The sequence below is a fragment of the Lentibacillus kapialis genome (assembly GCF_014646635.1).
Taxonomy (GTDB): Bacteria; Bacillota; Bacilli; order Bacillales; family Amphibacillaceae; genus Lentibacillus; species Lentibacillus kapialis.
On record NZ_BMNQ01000042.1, the window covers coordinates 1 to 25,717 of the forward strand.

22 protein-coding genes and 1 pseudogene are annotated in these 25,717 nt (G+C 43.7%); 3 read left to right on the forward strand and 20 right to left on the reverse strand.

Translation table 11 applies throughout. From position 1 onward, the window contains the following. Positions 1-229: 229 nt before the first annotated feature. From IEW67_RS12685 to IEW67_RS12695, 3 genes are all read right to left on the reverse strand, one after another. On the reverse strand, positions 230-652 hold the full coding sequence (locus tag IEW67_RS12685; RefSeq protein ID WP_188633450.1) for a YugN family protein: 423 nt from the start codon (positions 650-652) through the stop codon (positions 230-232). 389 nt (positions 653-1,041) lie between these two features. Beyond that, a complete protein-coding gene (locus tag IEW67_RS12690; RefSeq protein ID WP_229671832.1) occupies positions 1,042-1,206 on the reverse strand; it encodes a hypothetical protein in 165 nt (54 codons plus the stop codon). Positions 1,207-1,282: 76 nt separating this feature from the next. Then, positions 1,283-2,956, reverse strand: coding sequence for an ABC1 kinase family protein (locus IEW67_RS12695; protein ID WP_188633451.1), 1,674 nt, complete (start codon positions 2,954-2,956; stop codon positions 1,283-1,285). Between the two features lie 547 nt (positions 2,957-3,503). Between IEW67_RS12695 and IEW67_RS12700 the strand changes: the two are divergent. Next, a pseudogene (locus IEW67_RS12700) lies at positions 3,504-3,944 on the forward strand (DUF488 domain-containing protein); the annotation flags it as partial. A 139-nt stretch (positions 3,945-4,083) separates the two neighbouring features. Here the strand turns inward: IEW67_RS12700 and IEW67_RS12705 are convergent. The 6 genes from IEW67_RS12705 to IEW67_RS12730 form a co-directional block, all read right to left on the reverse strand. Continuing rightward, the gene (locus IEW67_RS12705; RefSeq protein ID WP_188633452.1) at positions 4,084-5,289 is read right to left on the reverse strand and encodes a dicarboxylate/amino acid:cation symporter; all 1,206 of its coding nucleotides are present in this window, start codon (positions 5,287-5,289) and stop codon (positions 4,084-4,086) included. Positions 5,290-5,447: 158 nt separating this feature from the next. Next, on the reverse strand, positions 5,448-8,540 hold the full coding sequence (locus IEW67_RS12710; RefSeq protein ID WP_188633453.1) for an AAA family ATPase: 3,093 nt from the start codon (positions 8,538-8,540) through the stop codon (positions 5,448-5,450). 21 nt (positions 8,541-8,561) lie between these two features. After that, complete coding sequence (locus IEW67_RS12715; RefSeq protein ID WP_188633454.1) at positions 8,562-9,749, reverse strand: exonuclease SbcCD subunit D; 1,188 nt, start codon at positions 9,747-9,749, stop codon at positions 8,562-8,564. A 166-nt stretch (positions 9,750-9,915) separates the two neighbouring features. Then, entirely contained in the window at positions 9,916-10,839 is a 924-nt protein-coding gene (locus IEW67_RS12720; protein WP_188633455.1) for a nuclease-related domain-containing protein, read from the reverse strand. A gap of 450 nt (positions 10,840-11,289) precedes the next feature. Then, positions 11,290-12,768 carry a sodium:solute symporter family protein gene (locus IEW67_RS12725; RefSeq protein ID WP_188633456.1) on the reverse strand — a complete coding sequence of 493 codons (1,479 nt, stop codon included), beginning with the start codon at positions 12,766-12,768 and terminating at the stop codon, positions 11,290-11,292. Between the two features lies 1 nt (position 12,769). Continuing rightward, a complete protein-coding gene (locus tag IEW67_RS12730) occupies positions 12,770-12,958 on the reverse strand; it encodes a hypothetical protein (protein WP_188633457.1) in 189 nt (62 codons plus the stop codon). Positions 12,959-13,207: 249 nt separating this feature from the next. Here IEW67_RS12730 and IEW67_RS12735 point away from each other — a divergent pair, with 249 nt between their 5' ends. Beyond that, on the forward strand, positions 13,208-13,744 hold the full coding sequence (locus IEW67_RS12735) for a transcription repressor NadR (RefSeq protein ID WP_188633458.1): 537 nt from the start codon (positions 13,208-13,210) through the stop codon (positions 13,742-13,744). A gap of 214 nt (positions 13,745-13,958) precedes the next feature. On the opposite strand, the gene metA is transcribed toward IEW67_RS12735, so the two are convergent. Then, positions 13,959-14,867 (reverse strand): homoserine O-acetyltransferase MetA, encoded by a 909-nt coding sequence (metA, locus tag IEW67_RS12740; RefSeq protein ID WP_188633459.1) that lies wholly within the window; start codon positions 14,865-14,867, stop codon positions 13,959-13,961. Between the two features lie 437 nt (positions 14,868-15,304). Between metA and IEW67_RS12745 the strand changes: the two genes are divergently transcribed. Next, positions 15,305-16,162 (forward strand): GNAT family N-acetyltransferase, encoded by an 858-nt coding sequence (locus IEW67_RS12745; protein WP_188633460.1) that lies wholly within the window; start codon positions 15,305-15,307, stop codon positions 16,160-16,162. Positions 16,163-16,456: 294 nt separating this feature from the next. On the opposite strand, the gene IEW67_RS12750 is transcribed toward IEW67_RS12745, so the two are convergent. The 10 genes from IEW67_RS12750 to IEW67_RS12795 form a co-directional block, all read right to left on the reverse strand. Further along, entirely contained in the window at positions 16,457-16,843 is a 387-nt protein-coding gene (locus tag IEW67_RS12750) for an ectoine synthase (protein WP_188633461.1), read from the reverse strand. Between the two features lie 76 nt (positions 16,844-16,919). Then, entirely contained in the window at positions 16,920-18,194 is a 1,275-nt protein-coding gene (ectB, locus tag IEW67_RS12755) for a diaminobutyrate--2-oxoglutarate transaminase (RefSeq protein ID WP_373288538.1), read from the reverse strand. Positions 18,195-18,198: 4 nt separating this feature from the next. Further along, positions 18,199-18,729 (reverse strand): diaminobutyrate acetyltransferase, encoded by a 531-nt coding sequence (ectA, locus tag IEW67_RS12760; protein WP_188633462.1) that lies wholly within the window; start codon positions 18,727-18,729, stop codon positions 18,199-18,201. Between the two features lie 288 nt (positions 18,730-19,017). Further along, the gene (locus tag IEW67_RS12765; protein ID WP_188633463.1) at positions 19,018-19,740 is read right to left on the reverse strand and encodes an amino acid ABC transporter ATP-binding protein; all 723 of its coding nucleotides are present in this window, start codon (positions 19,738-19,740) and stop codon (positions 19,018-19,020) included. Beyond that, a complete protein-coding gene (locus tag IEW67_RS12770; RefSeq protein ID WP_188633464.1) occupies positions 19,740-20,399 on the reverse strand; it encodes an amino acid ABC transporter permease in 660 nt (219 codons plus the stop codon). Before IEW67_RS12770 ends, IEW67_RS12765 begins: the two co-directional genes overlap by 1 nt. 107 nt (positions 20,400-20,506) lie before the next feature. Next, positions 20,507-21,319: a transporter substrate-binding domain-containing protein gene (locus IEW67_RS12775; RefSeq protein ID WP_188633465.1), complete on the reverse strand. Its 813-nt coding sequence runs from the start codon at positions 21,317-21,319 to the stop codon at positions 20,507-20,509. A 283-nt stretch (positions 21,320-21,602) separates the two neighbouring features. Next, positions 21,603-22,592, reverse strand: coding sequence for an NAD(P)H-quinone oxidoreductase (locus IEW67_RS12780; RefSeq protein WP_188633474.1), 990 nt, complete (start codon positions 22,590-22,592; stop codon positions 21,603-21,605). A gap of 127 nt (positions 22,593-22,719) precedes the next feature. Further along, positions 22,720-22,986 carry a hypothetical protein gene (locus IEW67_RS12785; protein ID WP_188633466.1) on the reverse strand — a complete coding sequence of 89 codons (267 nt, stop codon included), beginning with the start codon at positions 22,984-22,986 and terminating at the stop codon, positions 22,720-22,722. A gap of 147 nt (positions 22,987-23,133) precedes the next feature. Beyond that, a complete protein-coding gene (locus IEW67_RS12790) occupies positions 23,134-24,318 on the reverse strand; it encodes a hydroxymethylglutaryl-CoA synthase (RefSeq protein WP_188633475.1) in 1,185 nt (394 codons plus the stop codon). Positions 24,319-24,460: 142 nt separating this feature from the next. After that, positions 24,461-25,567, reverse strand: a complete 1,107-nt coding sequence (locus IEW67_RS12795) for a histone deacetylase-like amidohydrolase (protein WP_188633467.1) — start codon at positions 25,565-25,567, stop codon at positions 24,461-24,463. Positions 25,568-25,717 lie beyond the last annotated feature (150 nt).

The window sequence follows — 25,717 nt, forward strand, 5'->3', positions numbered from 1 at the left end:
CGCTACAGCATTAGTGCTAGAGCCGGACGTGGCAATATTCGACGAAGTATCAATAGGGCTAAAAATTATATACTTTCTGATCTTTTTAGAAAAACTCGGCATTCGCCTCGCCTTATAGCGAATGCCAAAGCTTTTCTTATAAGGTCATCCATAATTTATACTTTCTGACGTTACAAAAAAGTTCCCAATTGACTATTTCAACTGGGAACTTTTGATCCGTTTATCTTGTTCAGGATATTCGCATATCCAGCGAATGAACCATATCTTGCACCACGTCTTCACCTGCTGCCTCCCACCGGCTCTTATCCACGATATTGCCGTCTTTATCAAGCGGTTTCTGAAATTGGTTGAAACCCGTGGTTGATAGCATGGAGTTTTCATCCCAGTCAAGTCCGGTATTGACCACATGTTTAATCACATATGGTGTGCGGAACTGCAGGTAAGCTTTTGCATCGTCAAGCTCACCTTCGATAACACTAAACGGAATTCTAATATAGATGGTTTCGCCGCCCTCCCGGCATAATACCATATCGAATTTACCGCGGTCATACTCCCAGTTGCCGCATAGCGTGTAGCCGTTGGACCGGAATATCCTGTAAACGTCACCGAAATAAGCTTTTTTTCCTTCAATGTCTGTTTCCAGTTTTAACATATTGCTGTCACTCCTATTATCAGATGTGTCAGGCAATAGTGTTTACTAAAACTGGAATATAATACCTGGCCATTTTATCTTTGTCTACTGCGTTCATCAGTGATTTAAAATGCAAAATTCCCAAGCTTGTCTGCTTAGGAATTTTTCTTTTTAGTGCGTGTTCAAAAAGGAGGATAAAAAGGATCAAGAAGTTCGAGACGGCGCAGTTTCGAGCAGCGGAGTGTATGCCTTTAGATACATGAGCACAAGTAATGCTACCCTGAATCCGCTTCGCACGCAGGAAAAGTGTTTTTCTTTTCCAAGGAGCGGAGAAACAAGCCAACGAAGAAATTCGAAGTGTCATGTTTACCGGACTTTTTGAACAACCTCTTTTAGTCAAAATCATTTATTTATAAACTTTTCAATGCTTCTTCGATTTGTGTATCACCGGATACCATTTCGAACGCTTTATGAAATGCATTTGGTTCCTGGATAGCCGCAATCATTGTTTTGGCAACGAACTTAATAAGTAATCGGCCGGTATATCCATTTGCGCCGGCTACAAGTACTTTCATTCCGAATCGAATCTTTTATTAACATCATGTGAAATGGCTACTGCCGTTTGTCCCCGCTCTTAAACATACACAACATCTACATTCGATTTGATCGTATAATAATAAAGACCATCATTAAAAACATTAATAACGCAATGATAGCGCCGATCTCGATAATTGGCAAATCCCAAATGACCGTGTTCTGTCCGACGACTGCCAAACCGACGATAAGGCCTGCCATAATAATGCTGAATGCGAGCATCAAGATGCTGAATGCAATCCGGTTGCTGATTTTATCAAGACGGCGCATGACTTCGTTGACATGCTTTACATTAATATCCAGACCGACCCGGCCTTTTTTCAAAACGGACATAACATCTTTAAAATCCCTGGGCAGATCGGTTAAAATATCGATGTTTTCCCCAATTTCATGCATTGAATGACGTAAGATTTCCCAAGGATGATAGCGTTTCAGCATCAATTTCCGTGCAAACGGTTCTGCTGCACGCGATAGACTGAATTCCGGGTCAAGCCTTCCGAGTACACCTTCAAGTGTTAAAATCGCCTTGCTGATGATAACCATTTCGGTCGGCACCCTAATATAATGGTGATATACAACATTAAATATCCCGATGATAATCCGTCCGAGGCTGAGATCTTTCAGCTTCACATTTTCATATTGCTGATGAAGCTTATCCAGATCACGTTTTAGCGCTTCGATGTCGGTTCGTTCGTCAATCAGATCCATTCTGGAAAATGTTTTGATCATACCGCTGCTGTCACCCTGATGCAGATTGACGATAATCGCAGCAAAATGGCGTTTAAGATTATCACTGACATGCCCTGTTTCCCCGAAATCCAAAAACGCAATCGTGTTATTCGGCAAAATATGTACATTGCCGGAATGCGGGTCGGCGTGGAAAAAGCCATTATCCAATATTTGCTTTAACATCGCATCCGCAAGACGCTTGGCGATTATCTTCCGGTCATAGCCTTCGTGTTCGAGCGCTTCATTATTTGACACCTTGATACCGCTGATTTTTTCCATTGTCAGTACTTTTTCCGTTGTCAGTTCCCAATATATTTCCGGAAACTTAACAAATGCTTCATTGTCAAATTGTTGTGCGATCAGTTCGCCGTTGCGTCCTTCCAATATGTAATCCAGCTCATTCCTTAGTGTTTCAGACAGCTCATCAATAATGTCGCAAACTCTGTAGCGCTGGGCCCAGGCCGTTCTCTCCTCGAGCATATTGCCGATGTTGCGAAGGATTTCCAAGTCTGTTTCCATTTTAGGCTTGAGTCCTGGACGCTGCACTTTGACCACAACCTCCTCACCACTTAAAAGACGGGCTGTATGAACCTGTCCGATTGAAGCAGTCGCAAGCGGCTCACGGTCCACATGCGCAAATGAGTTTTCAAGGGGGGCCTCCATTTCTGTTTCAATCGTATTTTGAATATGAAAAAAGTCGAGAACAGCTATGTGATCCTGCAGTTTTTCCAGCTCCGATGTGACCTCCTGCGGCAGTGTATCATATCTGGTACTTGCTATCTGACCGAGTTTAATGGCTGTTGGCCCTAACTCCTGCAAGGCTTGGCGCAGACGTTTCCCCACACTTTTCATGCTTGCATTAATTTCATCTGAACCCTCGCCGCTTGTAAGGCCGCGGTCAATTAAACCTGCCCGGAACAGGAAATGACTGAAACCATTTTTCACAAGTACGTTTACAATCTCCCTGTATCGTTTTGTATGCCTGATCCGTCTTCCAAGCATTGTTGTCACCCCCTTACTTATCGTATGTGATACGAGCTACGGATAATTATTATTTCCCTTTTTCTAACCAAGGTTAAACACCGTGAAATCTGACGAACCATTTCGAATATATCCCCGAATTTTTGAAAATCCGCATTGTGTTAACTATAATAGTAAAAATACGCAAAGACAAATTTATATCACTCTTGGCTGGGGGAATAGTTTCCATGACCATCTATACTATCGGGCATTCCACGCATTCAAAAGAAAGATTTACTGAAATGCTTCACGTTGTCGGTATTGATATGCTGGCGGATGTCCTAGGAGCCTTGGACAGAATTAAGATATACAATACTAAAGACGAACGATACTCCGTTTTAGCGGAGGAAATATACGTAGACTCCTGCGGGAGGAAAGGCATCGGTGAGACCCCGTAGTGCGTCAGCACGAGGAGGCTCAACAGCCGCCCGCGGAAAGCGAAGTATATTTCCAGAGCGGTGTATACGCTCTAGTTAGTTCGGTTTTTCCTTAATAAAACTACTTTTGTCCAAGGCTCCGAGCATTCCCGGCGAGCAGAAAACATCCACAATTTTCAAGCGAAAACATGCAGGAATGGCTGCCTGCTGCCGGCATCCAGTACAAGCATTTTCAAGCACTGACCGGTAGACGGAATAAGTCACAGGACATCCAGCACGAATTAAACAGTGGCTGGAACAATCAATCCTTTCATAACTATGCCGATTTTACACTGACTGATGTATTTCAAAAAGGGATCCGGGAACTGACACAAACCGCTCATTTCCACAACGTTGCATATTGCTGTTCAGAACGCCACCCTTCCCGCTGCCACCGGTTATTGATCAGCAACTGGCTGGCCGCGAACGGCTGGAATGTCTATCACATCATGGAGTCAAATGGAAAAACCCAGCTTATACCACATAAACTGGGGCAGTGGGGAGCCATGCCGATTATCGAGGATGATGGTACTGTTGTTTATCCTGAGGTATAGATAAGGTGATAGCGTTCACATTGACGTCCTGTGCAGCACCAGCGCACACGCCAAAAACCGGCTTCCTGATAAGGGATACCGGTTTTTTGGTGCGGCTTATGTTCATTCATGATTCTCTCTTTCAAGATACATGTGTCTGTCACTGCTCTGCCTGTAACGTCCTCTTTTCACTTGCATCTACCACAACACTTGCCGCGGCATCACCCGTCACATTGACCGATGTTCGCATCATATCCAGGATACGATCAATCCCACCGACCAACGCGATTCCGGCCAGCGGCAAGTTGACTGCACTCAGTGCCATCGTCAGCATGATCAAACCGGCTCCGGGTACACCTGCCGTCCCAATTGATGCGAGGGTGCCAGTCAGCACAACTGTCGCCATTTGTGAAAGAGTTAAATCCATACCAAAGTATTGGGCAATAAACATCGAACAAAGCCCCACATATAACGCTGTTCCATCCATATTAATAGTAGCACCCAAGGGCAAAACAAACGTGCTCGTCTCTTTGGATACGCCTAGATTTTCCTGTACACTTTTAAGCGTTACCGGTAGTGTCCCGGAACTGCTGCTTGTACTGAAAGCGACCGCAGAGGCCGGAAATACGCCTTTAAAAAAGCGAATCGGGCTTATTTTACCAAGCGCCTTAACAATCAGTGCATAAACCACGAAAAGTTGAATGATACACGCCACAAGCATAGCCAGAATCAGCTTGATTAACGGAAGCAATACTTCTGCTCCATACGCCCCCACTACAGGGGCAAGCAGGCCAAACACACCAATCGGGACAATTGCCATGACCATACCGGTTATTTTGTACATCACTTCAGCAAAACCTTCGAAAAACTGCTGAACAGGCTTTGCTTTTTCACCCACCAGGGTTATGGCGATACCGATAGCCAATGCGAAAAAGATAATCTGCAGAATGTTACCCGACGACAGCGCTTCAAACGGGTTTGTCGGTACAATATTTAAAATTGTCTGTACGACACCTTCTGTCTCAGTAGGCTCAGGGGTTTCCTTCCCCTCCAGTGATACATCAATACCGCTTCCCGGCGAAAAAATTTTCCCGGCTACGATACCGAGTGTTATTGCGAGCATACTGGTTATCAAATAAAATGCGACGGTTTTCCCGCCCAGTCTCCCAAGTTTTTTCACATCACTTGTGCTTGCAACTCCGATAACAAGTGTAGCAAGTACTAAGGGAGCGATAATAAATTTGATCAACCGCAGAAACAAATCCCCTAGCGGCTGAACAACTTGTGCTTTATCGCCAAAAATGATGCCGGTTGCAATGGCCAGGATAAATGCAACAACCAACTGCCATATCAGACTTTTCTTCATGTCAAACGCTCCTATCCTATATGTATCTGTCAAAATTCAACGTTAACTATTAAACTATCATATTTTTAAAGAAGCGTACAATTAACTGCGAAGAAACAGAGTTAAGTTCCTTACTTATAATACGGGCGCCCGCTGTCATGTAATTCCTAACTCCCGGCTTACTTCACCACAAACTCCGTCCGGCTGTGGCCTTCTTTTGTTTTCTCCACATCGAGTCTCGCAGGAAAGATCGTTTTCAGTTCCTGAACATGGGAAATAACACCGATCATCCGCCCTGATTTTTGTAAATCGATCAATGTATCAATGGCTTTGTTTAGAGATTCTTCATCCAATGTGCCAAACCCTTCATCAATGAACATCGTATCAATTTCAATGTTACCCTGAAAACTCTGGATGACATCAGACATCCCAAGTGCAAGACACAGGGATGCATTGAATTTTTCGCCGCCCGACAATGTTTTGACATCACGTGTTTGTCCGGTATAGGCATCATAAACATCCAGAGCGAGACCGCTTTGTTTCCCGTGTGACTCCTGACGCTCGCTTCGCATCAAAGAAAATTGCCCATTGGAAAGCCGCTTAAGCCGGGAATTTGCAGCATTTATGACCCGCTCCAAATATTCAATTTGCAGATAACGCTCAAATGATATTTTTTGAGTGTTCTGGCCGCGCAACACATCATGCAAATCGGTAACGGTTGCGAGTTTCTTTTCATGCTCGACGGCTTCGTTATCCGTATCGATGATGTTCTCTTGAATTGTCGATGCTTGGTTTCTGTAATCTTTCGACTGATTTAACGTCTGATAGGCTTGTTCATAAGCCGTTTTAAGTGATGCCAGTTCTTCTTCCAGTGCTGCTAGATTCACGCGTTCTTTACCATTCAGCGCCTCGGACAAGTCCTGCACCTGTTGTTTTTTCACTGTTAAATCGTCATTGAACTTGCGGATGGCTTCTTTCCATTCCTGCCGCTCTGTTTCAGACATTTTTGCCTCTTGGTATGATTCACGCGACTCAAACCCGGCTTTTTCCAGCGCCGTCTGAAAATCCTGTTCGGCTTTCGCACGTTTTTCCTTTGTTTCCGCCAGCTGATTCGTAGCATTTGAAAAATCTGCAGCCGTTTTAGCAGCCGTTTCTTTTGCCTGCTGGAACTGCTGTTGGACGTTTTCCCAGTTCTTTTCAAGTTTGTTTTTTTGCTCATCGACCTCGGTAATTCGCTTTTGCAGTGCCACAAGTGTTTGGACGTCTTCAGGGATACTCCGCAGTTGTTCTTTATAGACAGCATGTGCTGATCGGTAATCGGACTGCAATTCCTGATGTGTTTTATTAAGTTGTTCTGTTTGTGTTTCCAGATGTTTTAATGCTTCTTTTTCGTTTTCTTGATCTGCTTTGAGCTGTTTCAGCGACTCACGCTGTTTTGTTAACGTATTAACCTCTTCCTTGAGTTTAGTCCCCTTTTCAAACAGCTGATCACGTACATTGACTGCTTTTTCGGCCGTGATTTCAAATTTCACCAGTTCTTGTTCTTTTTCAGCCAAGAGACGTGCATTCGTGCTGTAATCAGTTTCCGCTGTTCGGAGATGTTTCTCTTTTTCCTCCATGTCTTTCTTCAGGGAATTAAGGGACTCACGCGATACCATGTCACTATGATCACTTGCTTTATTCGGGTGCTCAGTGCTTCCGCAAACAGGGCAGGCATCCCCTTCATGCAAATGGCCGGCTAAGACAACTGCCTGATTGTTCAGCCAAGCTTCCTGCTTGTCATCATATGCCTGTTTAGCTGTCAGAAAGGCTTCTTTCTTTTGTTCCAAATCCTGCTTGATGGCTGCTTGCTTTGTCTGCAGATCAACATACCCTTGTGCCGTTTTATACTGTTCGCTCGTCTCCATCAAAGCCTGTTGTTTCTCTGGTAGCTGGCTGACGGTCTGGTCAAGTTCGGTGACCTGCCTATCATGTGTATCGACTGCTTCTGATTTTTTTTGACGATCGTTTTTGGTGGTTTCCAGATCCTTAGCTGCCTGACTCCCTTTTTCGGCCAGTTTCGTGAGCTCACGTTTCCTCTCATCCAGTGCCTTTACAGTCGGCAAATAGCCATTCAGCCGTTCGAGCTCCCTCTTGGTTTCTTCACGTTTCTCTTTTTTATTCTCTTCTTGCTGATACGCAGATTTAGCTCGTTCAAGTTGTTCTTTAGCGTGTTTATCGGTGGTTTCAGCCTGTTGTAAAGCCTTTTGTTTCACTTGCTCATCATGTTTCCAATCTGTGACCTGTTTTTCGTACATGTTCAGGTGGCTTGCACGTTCTGCGCCTTCCAGCTGTTTTTCTTTTTTATGATAAAATGACGACTGCTTGTCAAGCCCGTTCAGTTCAGACTGCTTCTTATCCAAATCGGCAAATTGGTCATTCAGTGCCTTTGCCCGGTGGAACTCGGTTTGTTTCTGGTCGTGCTGTTGATACGCTTTTTGATAAGCTTGGTCGTCATCTGATATTTTTCGCGTATAGTAGTCTATTTCCGTTTTAAGTCCGGCAACAACCTGATTGATGTTGTAATAATCATAACCGAGTGTGGTAAACAGTTCAGAATCCTCACGAGGGGGTAAAGCCGTGTGAATGCTCTGGACAAAGTGATCCCTGGACTGCTGCGCCTGCTTAAAATCCTGCTCAATGCGATTCTTTCTGTCCCGAAGCAGCTGATTAATCTGATTGTAGCTCTCCGTTTTAAACAGTCGCCGCAAGATCGCCTCCTTATTTTCCGTTTCAGAGGTTAACAGCTTGCGGAATTCCCCTTGTGGTAGCATGACAATCTGCTTGAACTGGTCCTGAGTCAACCCGATAAGCGCTTCGACTTTTTTATCGATATCCGACACTTTTTGCCTATCCACACACGGTACTTCCCGGCCATCGACTTTTTCATAAAACTCATACCGTTCACCGGTCCGGGTCTTATTCCCTTCCTTTATATGCCCCGGCTGACGCAGAATCCGGTAGTATCTACCACGAATTTCAAATTCCAGCTCGATAGCGGTTTGCGTATCGTCGGGCGCAAAGTCGCTACGGAGCATCCGATTGTTTTCCCTGTCTGTCCCGCTTGCACTTCCGTATAAAGCAAAACAAATACCGTCAAAAATGGTTGTTTTCCCTGCCCCGGTATTGCCGGATATGACAAACAAATTATGGCCTTCCAGATCAGTAAAATCAATTGTTTCCGTGTATTTATATGGGCCGAATGCCGTCATTGTCAATCTCAAAGGTCGCATTTGGTCCCCTCCTTCCTGTGTCTATTTTTCTATTGTTTGTTTCGGCGCGGCTTCCTCACGCGCCTCTTTTAAAAGGTCATCCAATACATCATTGAATATCGCCGTCGTATCATCAGATGCCTCGTGTCCTTTCACTTCATGATAGAAGGCTTTGAACAGCTCAAGATCAGTCATATCACTTCGGTTTGAGCGTTGTGTATTTTGCGTCTGACTGTCGGGTGAAAACAGCTCATTGGCACGCTCCACATGCATCGCATTCGGATACACCGACCTGATTCGCTCCATTGGCGATAAAACCGGTGCCGCATCAAGCAGCCGGACAAATACGTAATCATCACTCACAGAATGCGTTAACAACTCATCCATAGTCGCTTCAACCGTTCGAACATCCCGCCTCGGTGTCAATAGGCGCTTATCAATTGATACGTTTCCGGCAGCATCGATATCAACGACCGAATAACCTTTTTGATGATTCGCTTCAGAAATGGAGAACTTGAGGATAGATCCGGAATAACGGATTGTCTCACTGCTCACGTGATGCGGCTGATGCAAGTGCCCCAATGCCGTATAATTAAATGCTTCAAAATGATGGGCATCCACATACTCCGCTCCACCGATCGAAAGCGGCCGCTCCGAATCACTCGTGTTCTCTTCCTCTTCGCCAAATGGCGTAACAAACGCATGCCCTATGTAGACGTGGCGGGCTTCAGGATCCATATGCCGCTGTATCGCCTCCACGATCGTCTGGGCTGCATCATTATGATTGCGGATGGAATCGTCTTCCGTGACAGTGCGCACAACACTCGGATCACAATAAGGCACCAGGTGAAAATGGACCGGACCATATTCATCACGCAGCACAACAGGTTCCAGTTTATAATCAAAATTACCTGCCATGTGAAATCCGTTTTGTTTCATGATGCTGCTGCCGAAATTAAGACGGCTCGGACTGTCATGATTCCCCGCAACCGCCAATACCGGTATTTTTAATTCAAGCACGATCTTACTCAACGTCTCATCCAATAAGTGTACAGCCTCTGTCGGCGGCACCGCCCGGTCATAAAGATCCCCGGCGATAATCACCGCATCCGGCTTTTCGTGTTCAATGGCATTGACGAACTGCTCAAGTACATAACGCTGATCATCGGTCATATAGACGCCTTGAACAAGCTTGCCCAAATGCCAGTCAGCCGTATGGAAAAACTTCATTGCCCATCACTCCCTTTTACAATCAATTCTTTCTATCTATTATAGTACAAAACGTTGATACGTTGGTTTAAAATATCGGCATAGTGAAATTAGCCTGTTTGTCATTGTGAACTGAACGAACTTCATAAATATATGAGCTTGTTTTGTGACAACCTGAGCCAAAATGCTAATCTAAAAGTTTTTCAATGTCCAACCGATATCGCATCCCGCTTCCAACTCCAATCTTATCCAATTCTTCACATTGTAAAATTTTTCTTGTGATACTGTTAGATTTAAGCTTTAAAAAACATCGTGCTTCCCTGTTATTGATATACTTACCGATCAGTAAGCTATGGTCAATTAAAGCCCGCCGATGAGCGGTTTTCGATTTCAAACCACAGCTGACGCACAACCATTTGCCACTTTTCCAATCTATGGGTACCTTGCCGCATTCCGGGCAAATCACACCTCTTATCAAATCATCAGTTGTAATACCGAACTTTTCCATCCCTTCATATTTCTCAGGGCTATGCTCTTCAAGTAGACAGTAGGATAATTCCAGTAGCTGATCATCAGAAATATATTCCGACTGATACTTTTTTATAAACACATCTATTTTTGGGAGAATTTTATGCCGATGCATTACAATATCAGAAATCATTTTATTGTTAGTTAAATTTCTCAGATATGTATTATCCCGACTAAAAACAACTATCTTTTTAATTGGGACTGCAGGAAAGTTCATTTTACGAAGCCAGGATAATAATCTTCTGTGCTGCAAATTAACCTGATCAACGGGATTTCCAAAAACTTCAACTTTCTCAGCGGATTCTCGATACGCTTGCCCCATTTCATCAAAACTTACATTATCATAAATATTCTTAACTTCAATAATCAGAAAAAAATGGATTGATAAGAGGAGAAAGTCCAGTTGAAAACATCCTTTATTGTCGGGAATTCTTAAGTAGTGGAAGATCAGGAAGTCGTCCTCGGGGAGAAAATTCAAATGATAAATGAGTGATTTTTCACCTTTGTAACCGGAGAATTGATTGGTAGCGGTCCTGCTAATGAAAAGTTTTTGCGGATGAGTATTAGCAATACGCCTATCCAAAGCCAGTGCCTCCTGAATATGCCGAGGGAATGTTAGTGGCTTGACATACAATTGAGCACAACCTTTCTTATTAAATTATTGGTTCAGATTATATATTCGACATATTTAACCAAAATCCTTTATTAAATTTCGTGAATGACCATATTAGCAAGTTTGGGTGTCATTTTGACTGAAAAAAAGCGAACAAATTGTGAACTTGAGCCGAAAATTTGTGAACTTGAGCGGAAATTGTGTGAACTTGAGCCGGAATTATGTGAACTTGAGCGAAAATCATGTGAACTTGAGCCAATCCAATAGCACTGCATCTTGAACGAAAACCAAAATTCAGAAAAACTCGGCATGCGCCTCGTCTTATAGCGAATGCCGAAGCTTTTCTTATAAGGTCATCCATATTTTATACTTTCTGACGTTACAAAAAACCTTTGTAAAGGCTTTTCAACTAAAATCGTACTATGAGGCTTTTGTTCCGTTGTTCCGCTTTTCTTTCATAATTCCCATAAACGCATTCGCTTTTTCCCGCGGTGTCGGGGTTACCAGGCTGACACCGACAAAAATAGCTGTCGACACAAGTAATCCCCAGATGCCGGATGCCAGTCCCAGCGGCTTGATGCCTGTAAATTCAATCGCCAGCACAAGCATCGCTCCGACCAGTACACTGGAGATGACACCAGCAGCAGTCCCTTGCTTCCAGAAGAATGTGCCGAAAAATGACGGGACAGCAACGATTAATCCGGATGAAGCAGCGACAGAAAGAACCGCAATCAGGTTCAGTTCCAGTTCAGCAAACGCAAATGCCAGGACAGCAATCACCGGAATAACCATCTTCGCAACTCTTAACTGCTGTCGATCACTTGGTTTGCTTTTGGAAATACCATAGACGTCACGGGCAAACATGGACGATAACGTCAGCATAATCGAATCAATTGTTGACACCGCTGCAGCCAGAATACCAACCATCACAATAACGCCCAGAACCGGCGGCACCAAATCAGAAGACAATAGCTGTGGTGTTGCCAGGTCGGCCGTCTCAAGATCCGGAAACATCTGCAAGGCGGAAAACCCCCATAAGACGGAGACAAACGTATAAATGAATCCAAAAATCAGAAAACCGATCAGCATCTGCCGCAATCCTTTTAGCGATGATGGCATAAACAACCGTTGACTGACCTGTGGATTGGATAAACTGAAGAAAAACCACGGCAATGTCAGTCCGAGAAATGTCAAAAAATCAAAATAGCCATTTCCGGGAACAGACAGTGCATCAGGACGACTTATCTTCAGATTTTCGAAAAACTGCCCGAATCCTCCCAGCCCTTGGACAACCAGCAGAACAACAAGTGTGGATGTGATGATCATAATGATCGCCTGAAGCGAGTCTGTCCAGATGACTGAACGGATCCCTGCTGTATAGGAAAATAAGATAGCCATCACCGTCGCAAGCACTACACCTGCCGTAAACGGTATCGCATTGTTTGTAATGCCTTGCAGTAAATAGCCTACACCTGCAAGTTGTACGGCACTATATGGGATCAAAAATAAGCAACTGATAATCGACACGGCCGCCGCAGCCTTTTTGCTCTCATACCGCCCTCCGATCATTTCCGACGGGGAAACGTACCCATATTTTTTGCCTGCTTTCCAAAACCGCGGTCCGAATAGAATAACCAGCGAGACACCGGTGAAATAAACAATTTCGAAACCAAGTGCACCGACACCGCCTTGATACGCCAGTCCTGCTAAACCAACCATCATAAACGCACTATACGTTGTGGCACTGTAACTTAGCGCCGACAGGATACCATTCATATTTCGTCCGCCCAGAAAGAAACCTGCCATATCTGAGCGATTGCCTTTTCGAGACATGATCGCCAGGACAGTCGCTAACATAACATAAATCATGATTCCCCAAATTGCCAGATTTGTACTCAATTTACTTCCCCCAATCCTTTGTGGCCATAATATTAGCGATAATGATGAGAATTCCGATCACTCCCCACAGCAAAAAACTTCCATACCAAGTGTGCACCTGTGTCAGAATCGTATATGGAAGAATATAGGCAGCGAGGATTAGTGTGATTATTGCTATTCCCCAACCTAATTTTGATACGTGTTTGGCCATTTGTTTACTCTCCCCCTTTATTTGTGAAATATTGAACATAAAAAAGTTTTTTAAAATTAATCCTTAAAGAAAATGGCTTTTGGAAGTAAAATCTTGTTCCTACCTTCATGTTTTAAAATAACTTTACATATGTCTTTACACATATAATTACATATATAAACAAACAATTCAAGGTCTTTTTTTACGCTCATGTATCATCCGCTTTTATTTTGATATAATTGGGAAAAAGGAAAAATTGAGGTGCTGAAGATGGCAGAACATGGCAAAGTACTCGGTGAAAAAAGGCGCAGTCTGATCCTGGGTTGGCTAAAAGAAAGCGATGAACCGCGTTCAGGAACCATTTTAGCCCAAAAAATGAATGTGAGCCGCCAAGCAATTGTGCAGGATATCTCCCTGCTGAAGGCAAAAGGTGAACCTATCATCGCTACTTCACGCGGCTATGTTTACTATGTGGATAGCGGTGAATCCTCGAAATTTTCCAGAGTAATTGCGGTTTCCCACACTCTGGAGGAAACAGCCACCGAACTATACACACTGGTTGATCATGGCGTGAGCGTCCGAAATGTAATGGTTGAACACCCGATATACGGGGATATGACAGGCTCATTAATGATAAAAAGCCGGCTTGACGCCGACACATTTCTGAGTGAACTGAACGAGTCCGGGGCATCACTCCTATCCCGACTTACCGCTGGGATTCATCTGCATACAATTGAAGCCGACACGGAAAACCAGCTTGATAAAGCATCCCAGGCACTTAAAAACAAAGGAATTCTCCTGGAATAGGGAGGACAATCACCGATGCGTTTAAAACATATCCACGCTGATGCCCCTGATCTTCTGCTGATATGTCCCACTAAGTCCGGCAATTAGAAAAACTTGGCATTCCCCTCGTCTTATAGCGAATGCCGAAGCGTTTCTTATAAGGTCATCCATAATTTATACTTTCTGACGTTACAAAAAAGCTGTAACCTTTTTGAAAAGAGTTACAGCTCTATCATCAGTCCCACTCAAATGGCGTCTCCTGATAAACATAATAGTTCAGCCAGTTTGAAAATAATAAATGACTGTGTGAACGCCATCTGTGCGGTGGTTGCGCATCTGCGTCATCGTTCGGAAAATAATTTTCCGGCATATTGGTCTCCACGCCCTTATTGTGATCGCGTTCAAATTCTTCGGCAAGCGTGGTCGCATCATATTCCATGTGCCCTGTCACCATAATATTTTTGGCATCGTTGGACATAACCATAAACGGTGCACCATGTTCCGAGACAGATAGCAGTTTCAGATTCGGATTGGCCTCAATCCCTTCTCTCGACACACTGGTATAGCGTGAATGCGGCGCATGAAAAATATCGTCAAACCCGCGTACAAGCTTAATAGTCTGGTCAAAAATTTGATGTTCATAAATGCCGAAGTATTTCTCCGGCAAATCATATTTTTCCACACCATAATGATAATACAAGCCGGCTTGGGCTCCCCAGCAAATGTGCAGTGTAGAGGTTACATTGGCGGCGGCCCAGTCCATAATTTCCGTTAATTCATCCCAGTAGGCAACGTCCTCAAACGCCAGGTGTTCGATTGGCGCCCCTGTGATAATCAGCCCATCAAATCGACGGTTTTTGGCCTCATAAAATGTTGTATAAAAATTTTCCAAATGATGCGGACTTACGTGTGTCGGCTTGTGTGTCGCTGTTCTGAGAAAATTGATATTAACCTGCAACGGTGTATTCCCCAATAGCCGCAGAAGCTGCAGTTCCGTCCGCTCCTTTTCCGGCATTAAATTTAAAATTAATATATTAAGAGGACGTATGTCCTGCGTCTTTGCCCTGTCCTCATCCATAACAAAGATTTTTTCCTGCTTTAAAGCGTCACTGGCAGGCAGTTCTTTTGATACATTAATTGGCAACTGACACCATCTCCTTCAAATGTGTGTGTAAAAGGATCATTGACCGAACATCTTCTTAATAGAGGTTGTTCAAAAAGTCCGGTAAAAATGACACTTCGAATTTCTTCGTTGGCTTGTTTCTCCGCTCCTTGGAAAAGAAAAACACTTTTCCTGCGTGCGAAGCGGCTTCAGGGTAGCATTACTTGTGCTCATGTATTTAAAAGCATACATTCCGCTGCTCGAAACTGCGCCGCCTCGAACTTCTTGGTCCTTTTTATCCTCCTTTTTGAACACGCACTAATAGAAATATATCTTCCATTATAGGACTCTATCAAACCCATGGCAACCATCTCGGGAGAAAATGAATATAATTCACACTTATACATCAAAACCGTTTCACTTCGATACAAAGACATGATAACCTATTACATGAAAAATGATGCAGGGGGGTTCGCCAAATGACAAAAACAATCCGAATGCTGGATGAACACGATTATCCATACTATAAAGCGATGGATACAGGATTTGAGTTTGACTATATCAAGTACGTGTTTAATGCACTGGTACATGAAAATAACCGGCTGTATGGCTTATTTATTGACGATCAATTGGTCAGTGTTGGCGGGTACTCGCTTTACGCCGGCATTTACGTCATGTTAGGACGATTACGTAGCGATCGGCGGTTTATGGGAAACGGTTTTTCAACTGAAATCGCCTCCCATGTGATGCATGAGGCATTAAACATTAACGGCATCCGTTGGGTTGGAGGGAATACACAGGAGCACAACATGTCAGCTCAGCGAGTCCTTGAAAAAATCGGCCTCGTTCCATACATAACCATGTATGGGGCGTTAACCAAGGACACAACTGTACTGGAATCGGGAGCAGAACCATGGCAACCTATCACAAATCCCGAGCGCAAAAAAGAATGGCTCCATCAGACCTATATCCAGACAGGAGCCATTTTTCCGTATGAATGCTATTACTCGTTCCCCGCTTCAGCGGAATTATTTCAAAATGAAGAGCTGAAACAGTGGTCCTTTTACGAAAACCCGGAGAAAACACGATTCCTCATCACAAAGTACGATCAGAAGAAACATCACTATTTGCATGCTGTCTATCCGTGGCATGATATCACTTCCCAGTCCGGTTTATGGGAAACAATCGCCACCGACTACCAGAAACCTTTGCAACAGACGAATGAAGAAACCTACATATGGATGGACCTCACCAAGGAAAAAACGCGGAATCTGCCTGCAAACCATCCATTTGAATTGCCGTCACCGTGGATTCTGTACGGGAAGGAAATTAACTGAAGGTAAATAAAGATTGGAGACCATCGCATCAATCCAAAAACGGCCCCCATCATTAATCTATAGCGATTATGCTCCAATCTATAGCGATTCTCTCTCATTCTTCAGCGATTTCCGCGCAGTCTACAGCGATTATTCGCCTAACTATAGCGGAGCGCTGAAGAATTCAGTGATTCCCGTAAGATTACGAGAAGGCGTAGCCATGTTCGTTTCTTATAAGGTCATCCATAATTTATTCTTTCTGACGTTAAAAAAAGCCCGGATTACCATGTAATCCGGGCTTTGCTCCTACCTGCTCTATTCAGTCAACAGCGGATAATAGCCTTCTTCGTTATGCGTCTCTTTACCGACTAGCGGCGGATTGAAGACACATACCATGCGCATCTGGGTCTTAGCACGAAGGATATGCTTATCGTGTTCGTCTAATAGATACATAGTCCCTGCTTTAATATCATAGACATCGCCGGTTGCAACCTTTTCAATAGTACCTTCGCCTTCGATACAGTAAACTGCTTCGATATGGTTCTTATACCAGAAAAAATTTTCGGTTCCGGCTTTGATAATCGTATCATTCATGCTGAAGCCAACGCCATCTTTTTTCAAGATGAATCGGCGGCTTGACCAATTCTCATCGTATGTTTCGTCTTCTGTTCCAATTAAATCTTCAAGTGATTTTACGATCATTTGCTGTCCCCTCTTTCGCTTTTTTTGCTTTTTTGCTCCAGCATTTAACTGGCATTATTGATCTAATCCGCTCAATCTAGTTAAGAACTGCTTGGATGCTATTATCCAAAATCTTAAGTCCTTCTTTGAGAGCTTCTTTATCTATAATGAGTGGAGGAAGAAATTTGACAACTTCATCATCCGGACCGGCTGTCTCCAGAATCAGTCCGCGCTGGAATGCTTCTGCACAAATATCATCAGTAAGTTCAGGTTTGCCAAGGGCAATTCCCTGCATTAATCCTCTGCCGCGGTGATGGGCATCAAGCTCAGGATATTTAGCGATCAGGGCATCAATGCCTTCACGTAATACCTCACCTTTTTCCTGGATGGATTTGCTGAAGTCCTCGTTTTCCCAATAAGTCAGTGCCTGCGTCGCACCGATGAAAGCCAAGTTATTACCGCGGAATGTGCCATTATGCTCACCTGGTCCCCATTGGTCATACTTTGGCTTAATCAATGTCAGTGCCATTGGCAGACCGGCACCACCGATTGATTTGGACAGACAGACAATATCCGGATCGATTCCAGCCGGCTCAAAGCTGAAGAATGTACCGGTGCGGCCGCATCCAGCCTGGATATCATCAACAATCAGCAAAATATCCCAGCGCTTGCAAAGGTCTTCCACTTTTTTCAGCCACTCCATGCTGGCTGCGTTAATGCCGCCCTCACCTTGAACAGTTTCCAGAATAATGGCTGCTGGCAGTGCCACACCGCTTCCCCTGTCTTCCAGAAATCTTTCCAGATAAACGATTGTATCCTGATCTCCAACATACTCATCAAACGGCATTGATACCGAATGGTGCAACGGAACTCCTGCCCCATGCCGTTTGAAGGAGTTGGCTGTGACAGACAGCGAGCCGATTGTCATACCATGAAAGGCATTTGTGAAGCTGATGACCGTATCACGTCCAGTTACTTTGCGGGCTATTTTCAAAGCACTTTCAACCGAGTTCGTGCCTGTCGGACCAGGAAACATCACTTTATATTCAAGGTTGCGAGGCTTAAGAATGACGTCATTGAAACGTTCAAGGAACTCTTTTCGCGCTGTTGTTCCCATATCAAGACTGTGCAGAATCCCATTATTCTGAATGTACTCAATCATTTTCGCTTGCATGGATTCATCATTATGACCATAGTTTAAGCCGCCTGCACCTGCAAAGAAATCAAGATATTCGTTTCCGTCCGTATCCCAGATTTTATATCCTTTAGCTTTCTCAAAAACGGTTGGCCATCCCCGGCTGTAACTTCTTACAGTTGATTCCAGCTCTTCAAAGGTTTTCATTTTATCGTCTTTAATTACTGTTGTTGTCAATATTTCACCCTTCCACTAAAATTTTTTCTTTTTGTATAGGTCCAATCTTAAACAATAATTCGTCTTCATGACCCTCGCTTGGAAAGTCACCTGATGTAAAATAGTCATGAATAACACATTTCGTATTCAGCTTTTTGGCAAGTCCTTTAAACAATTGCTGTGATGCTGTATTTGATGGCGAAACAGTCGCTTCCACGTGATTGACATCACCGCAGCCCTCACGCTTCAGCAGATGATACAGCATTTTGGTTGCGATTCCATTGCCGCGCTCGGAGTCATCGACAGCCACCTGCCAGATAAACAGCGTATCAGGCTGATCAGGATGAATGAACCCTGAAATGAAGCCTACTGTGTTTCCTTCTCTCTCAACAACGATGGATGTTTCTGAAAATATCTCACACCACATGAGATAGCTGTATGATGAATTAAGATCCAGAACGCCGGTATGTTTAATTAATTCCCATACCTCCGATCCATCATCTTTTGTTGGCTTGCGGAAACCAAGTTCTCCCTCTCGTTCCTCTGGCTCAATCATGACACTATTACTGCTGTTTAAGATGATTCCACCTCCTAGAGTTCTTAAAAAAACATTCTTTATAAGAATATATAGAATTGTAGCTTTCGTCAAAACGCATTAATAGCCATTTATTATGGTTAAACATGTTTAATACCGATGTGCTTATAAAAATCCGGGGTATATTAAAAAAAGCTTCCAAATAAGTGGAAATAAACGTATGTTTAGCATATCCGGCGTTATATCATACGGTTTTTCAGATGCCCTCAAGGCAAGGCAGACGGGGTCTCCGCCTGTTTTTTAAGCTTGCTATAAAATTTTATTTAAAAATTCTTGCGTTCGTTCTGACTGCGGATTAGAAAATAACTGTTCCGGATCACCTTCTTCAACAATCACTCCTTCATCCATGAACAGAACCCGATCTCCCACTTCACGGGCAAAACCCATCTCGTGTGTCACAACGAACATCGTCATCCCTTCATTGGCTAGCTGCTTCATGACTTCCAGCACCTCACCAACCAGTTCAGGGTCCAGAGCAGATGTTGGCTCGTCAAACAGCATCATCTTGGGTTCCATGGCCAGCGCACGTGCAATTGCCACACGTTGCTGCTGTCCGCCGGATAATTGTTGTGGATATTGTTCGGCTTTATCAGCCAAACCGACTTTTTCCAACAATTTCAGACAGCGTTCGCGTGCTTCCTTATCCGTAATTTTACGTACCTTTTGGGGGGCAAGCATAAGATTTTCGATAACTTTTTTATGTGGAAACAGATTAAACTGCTGAAACACCATACCAACTTCTGTACGCACGATATTGATATCGGTTTTTGAATCATTCAGGTTGTAGCCGTCAACTATAACTTCCCCACTCGTGATCGGCTCCAGCATATTCAAACAGCGGAGAAATGTGCTTTTCCCGGAGCCACTCGGACCAATGACACAAATCACTTCCGATGGTTGAATCTCACAGTCTATTCCTTTTAAAACCTCATTATCGCCAAACTTTTTATGCAAATCTTTAACCGTAATCATCAGATATCCAGTCTCCTTTCCATCCGCTGCAGAATAAAGGATAATGTTAATGTGATGGCAAGATAGAAGACGGCAACCGTCGTATAGATCTCGACAGCATTAAAATGATTTGCCGCTATTAAACGTCCCTGGAAAATCAGTTCCGGAACGAGTATGACAGATAACAATGATGTATCTTTAATGCTGATAATAAATTGATTGCCAAGCGGCGGAATCATCCGCTTAAATGCCTGTGGCCAGATGATATAGCGCATGGCTTGTCCATGATTAAGACCGAGTGAACGACCCGCTTCCATCTGCCCTTGATCAATTGATTGGACCGCCCCGCGTACAATTTCCGCTATGTATGCACCGGAGTTTAAGGCAATGACAATAATCCCGGCTGTCACAGACCCTAGTTCGAATTGGATAATGAGTGGAAGCGCATAATAAATCCAGATCGCCTGAACCAGGACAGGAGTGCCTCGGATAGTTTCAATAAATACGATGGAGATACCTCTTATTATCCTATTGTGAGCAATACGGCCCAGACCGAAAATCGCCCCAAGGATAAAGCCAATCAAAAGTCCGATAACGGATATTAATAACGTATAGTATAACCCCGTGAATAATTGCGGTAAAAAATCAATAATACCTGCCCAATTAAAGCGTCCTATCATTCGATCACCTCTCTAAAAATTGGGTTTATCGCCAAAAAAGAAGAACTGAGACCTATCAATACTAATGGCGATAAGCCTTAGTTCTTCTGAATTTTTGACTCTGTTGGTTATTCTGGTTTTTCACCAAACCATTTTTCATAGATTTCGTCATATTTTCCGTTTTCTTTTAGTGTCGCCAGCGCATCGTCAATAGCAGTCACCAGATCCTCGTTACCTTTTGAAACGGCAATACCGTAATCTTCAGCCTGATATAAGTCGCCAACCACTTTCAGGTTATCACCCGCGGTCTTAATATAATAATTGACATTCGGCGCATCATACAGGATTGCATCAGCGCTGCCGTTTTCGACTGCCAAATATGCCTGGTCAAGTTGTTCATACTGATTAGGATCAGCATTTTCGATATTTTCATCGATATAAGCCGAACTTGTTGAACCGAGCCGGGTGGCTATCGTTTTTCCCTCAAGATCCTCAATGCCTTTAATATCACTGTTATCTTTTTGCACCCCGATGGCCAGACCCGATTTATAATACGGTTCACTATAATCAATCTTTTTCGCTCGCTCGTCAGTAATACTGATGCCGGCAATCGCAATATCAAACGATCCTGTCTGCAGACCTGGAATGATACCATCAAAGTTTGTGACTTCAAGATTAATGTCAAAACCGGCTTCATCTGCAATTGCATTGATTAAATCAATATCAAATCCGACATACTCACCGTCTTTCTTAAATTCAAATGGCACAAAAGATGAGTCGGTGGCGACCGTATAAGAGTCTTTCAAATTGCTGCTTCCTTTTGAGTCACCTTCAGAATTCCCAGATGTCTCGGCATCCCCGCCGGAACCACAGGCTGCCAGCAGAATGAACAAACTAAATAAAAGCAATAAAGCACTGATTTTGAATTTTTTTCGAATCACATGAATCCCCCTCCTGTTAACAAAGTCTATTATCCTACCATACGATAATATTACCACTAAATTCACTTTTTAGAAAATTGGTTATAAAACGATTTAATGGCTATAACGTTGAATTTAATGGGTTACACATCATTATTCAGCCAAATGATAAATATTACGACAAAATGCTTTTGATTGAATGACGTCGCAGGTCATGTCAGCCAAAAGCATTTACATCCATGGAAGCATGTCATAGAAAAGCTGCAGACCACTTAATGCATGCCTGCAGCTATCGTCTTTGTATTCAGTTTCCATCGGTACTTATATAAAGCAGGATCTTTCCGATGTTTTTATTATCTTTCATGTGGAGATGTGCTTCATTCACCTTATCAATTGGAAACACACTGTCAATAATCGGGCGTATGGACCCATTATTCATATACGGCAGTACATTATTGGCAAAGTCATGGCTCAACTCCGCTTTGTAGGCATCACTTCTTGGTGTCAGTAAGGTCCCTGTCAACTGAATGTACTTGGACATAAGTGACATTAAATCCACCTTTTCCAGTTCATTTCCACCCAAAACACCAATTAATACCCAACGTCCTTCACGTTTAATGCTGGCAAGATTCATATTCCAATAATCGGCCCCGATAAAATCAAGAATCACGTCAGCCCCCCTGCCGTCAGTCGCATCTAAAACCGCCTCATCAAATGATTGTTTTTTATAATTGATGAGGACATCGGCTCCAAGGTCCTGACAAAACTGAAGCTTTCTATCTGACCCGGCAGTTACAATCACGTATGCATCCGATAACTGCTTGGCCAGCTGGATGGCTGCTGTTCCGACTCCGCTGGCGCCGGCATGGATCAGCACCGTCTCCCGTTCCTGCAGCTTACCAATCCAATAAAGCGTCTGATAAGCTGTCAGGAAAACCTCAGGGATGGCAGCTGCTTCTGAAAACGGCAATACTTCCGGAATAATCATGGCCCGATTAGCTGGCATTACGGCATATTCAGCGTAACCGCCCCCATTGACAAGGCCCATGACCCTGTCACCTTCAGAAACGAACTGGTTACCATTTGTTTCCACCACTGTGCCGGCCACTTCAATTCCCAAAACCGGATTGGTCGCATAGCTTGATTGGCCTTTCCGAGCAAGAATATCCGTCCGGTTGACCGCCGCATGACTGACCTTTATCAGCAATTCATCCTGTTTTGCCTCAGGTACAGCTAAATCGGTCAATTCCAAATCGTTGGACGTGTTTGATTGTTTTATAATAACACCCTTCATCATAGTCCCTTCCCCTCATAAAATAGTGTCTATCTTACCATAGTGGCATAAGGTCCTCTGATAATCAATCTGTCTGTTTTTTTTGACCCGACTAGAGGGATTGACATCTTAGTTATGTCCAAAACTCCTACGACCCCTCTTCACCGGCGCTGGTTTCGTCATCATCTGATGGCATATCATCAAGATCAAGCCACGAAAGCATTTCATGAACGACAGCATTCATTTTTTTATCGATGTTGTCACCACCGTATTTCATTTTGGCACGTTCAATCTTATCAAGCACATCGGCTTCAAACTGAATGACAGGTTTATCGCTTTCCAGATTGTTGAACAAATCCAGGATGTCATCCAATGCTTTATCAAATCGTTTCGTTTCCACTTCACTTGCCTTCATTATGATCACCTGCTATTAACATACCCAAACTTGCTTCGCCTTATAGCGAGTACCAATGTTTTTTCACTAAGGTTACGCATAATTTATAATCTCTGACGCTCCAATTAAAAACCGCCAGTTTCCCGGTTACTGACGGTTTTCGGAGGTTTAAAGTGTGGTGTTTTTCTCCTTATTGACATATTGACGCTTATTATCAGCTATGCCTGCCAAGCAAACCCGCGCCGGATCACTATCGATTTCCAGTTCCACAGCCGATCCATCCGTTGGCAATGCGTCGTCAAACATCGCTTCATATTCTGAAACTGTTACCTCTGATCGTGAAGCGAAAAGGGCATTATGACGCTCTATACTTAAATAATCCTGATAATCCGGCTGCAAAATTCCAGTAAAAAATTCCCCCACTGCTCCCGAACCATAACTGAACATGCCAATTCGATCACCCGCCGTCAATTCGTTCGTCTGCTCAAGCAGTGACAAAAGACTTAAATAGAGTGACCCGGTATATATGTTGCCGACATTTCGATTATAAACTGTACTTAATTTATAATTGGTCAACAATCGTTCCTGCACTTCTTCGTTTCCCTCATCTAAAACGGTTTTCAAGGCTTTATACCCCATTTTTGTGTATGGCAGGTGATAACAGACAGCTGCAAAGTCGTTTAGTTCCAGATCAGCTTTGGTTTTGTATTGCTCCCAGACACGGGAAAAAAACGCAATATATTGTTCATTTGATAATTTACCGTCCGCAAAGGCTTTATCAGAGTAAACCGGGCGCCAGAAATCCATAATATCAGCGGTAAAATAAACGCTCTCGTCTTCAACCGCCAAAATGTGAGGTTCCGCACTGATTAACAACGCAACTGCTCCCGCTCCCTGTGTCGCCTCACCAGGGGTGCTGAGACCATACCGGGCAATATCGGAACCCAGGACGAGCACCTTGCTGCCGGGATTCATGGCGATATGCGCTTTTGCCATTTGAATGCCGGCAGTCGCACCATAACAGGCTTGTTTCACCTCAATCGCCCTAGCATAGGGATTCAATCCGAGCAATTCATGAACATAAACCGCTGCCGACTTGGAACTGTCAACACCGGTTTCAGTCCCGAATATGACAAAATCAATCGCTTCTTTATCCACGTCATTCAGCATATCCACAGCTGCATTGGCCGCCAGCGTCACAGCATCCTGTGTCATCGGCGGAACAGCCATTTTTTCCTGTCCGATCCCGATTGTAAACTTATCCGGATCAATATTTCTGTTTTCAGCCAGCCTGGTCATATCCAAATATAAGTGAGGTGCATAAAAACCTATTTTATCGATTCCTATTTTCAACATGACGTCTCCTTTTTTCAACCAGTTTCTACATTTAAATAGTGACATTATAACATATCTTCAAACAGGCTGAACGACATTTTGCTGCTATCATTTTTAAATTGTAATGATTGGTTTCAGCTAACACCCATAAACCAGCGGCTTATATTAAAGTCCAGTAAGCTTTTTGTACGTCCGCCGCCTTCTGAACAGCTTCTTTCTGATGCTGGTAAATCGGACCTTCATGAAAACCGAAATCAAATGGATCTTCCACCTGGCTATGCTTCCCGCGCAGGGCTTCGATCACCCTCAGCGTGCAAAACGGCACATAGACTGTACTGTATCCGCCTTCATGAGCAGCAATTAATCGACCATTACTATGCTTCTCAGCAAGCTTTTTGACACGGTCGGTCAACTTAAAATAACCATCAGTGGTTAAAAGCATCCGTCCAATCGGATCAAATCGGCTAGCATCCTGACCAGCTGAAATAAAAATCAACTCCGGCGCATACTGCTCAATGATTGGCTCAACTAACTGATCAAAAGCATAAAGATAACCTTCATTACCAGTGCCTGCAGGCAATTCAATATTCACATTGTATCCTTCGCCTTGTCCTTTACCGGTATATGTTATGTCACCACGGCCTTTCGGGAAAATATGTTCCTGATGAACAGATATGAACAAAACATCAGAATCGTTTTCAAACGCTGTTTCCGTTCCATTGCCATGGTGAACATCCCAATCCAAAATTAGGATGCGTTTCAGCCCGTATCTTCTGCGGGCGTATTTAGCCGCAATGGCCACATTGTTAAACAGGCAGAATCCCATTCCTTCTTCAGGCTCGGCATGGTGACCGGGCGGCCGCACAAGCGCATACACATTTTGTACTTTGCCTTCCATGACAGCCTCAACCGAAGTAAGAACACCACCGGCAGACTTAAGCGCGATTTCATATGTATCAGGACCTACAATGGCGTGAACGCCCGCATCACCTCCGCCGGCATCACTCAATTTCTTAATCCGGTCTATATATGCCGTTCCATGATTCATACCAATCTCCTCACACGTCGCTGATCTTGGGGCAATCTGCTTTAATTCATCCATGAACCCGGTACGTTCCAATAGATTTCTTGCCCGTCGTTTGGTTTCAGGATTTTCCGCATGGGTATCAGCTTGAATCCAGCCGCCGGAACTCAAATTCAACGCGCCATTTCCCGTCTGATGCCAGAAATAACCTTCATCACATATGAAACCCGTCGTTACGGACATATTACCGCCTCCATGAGTTAGTTGTTTAATACGTAATATACCACTCCAACACAAATGATTAAACATTTGGTCTTATGTGACAACTTGCATCCGTGATCGAATTTTAGTGTTTCTCCGTTATTCGAATAAATCGTAAAGGCTCTGTCAATA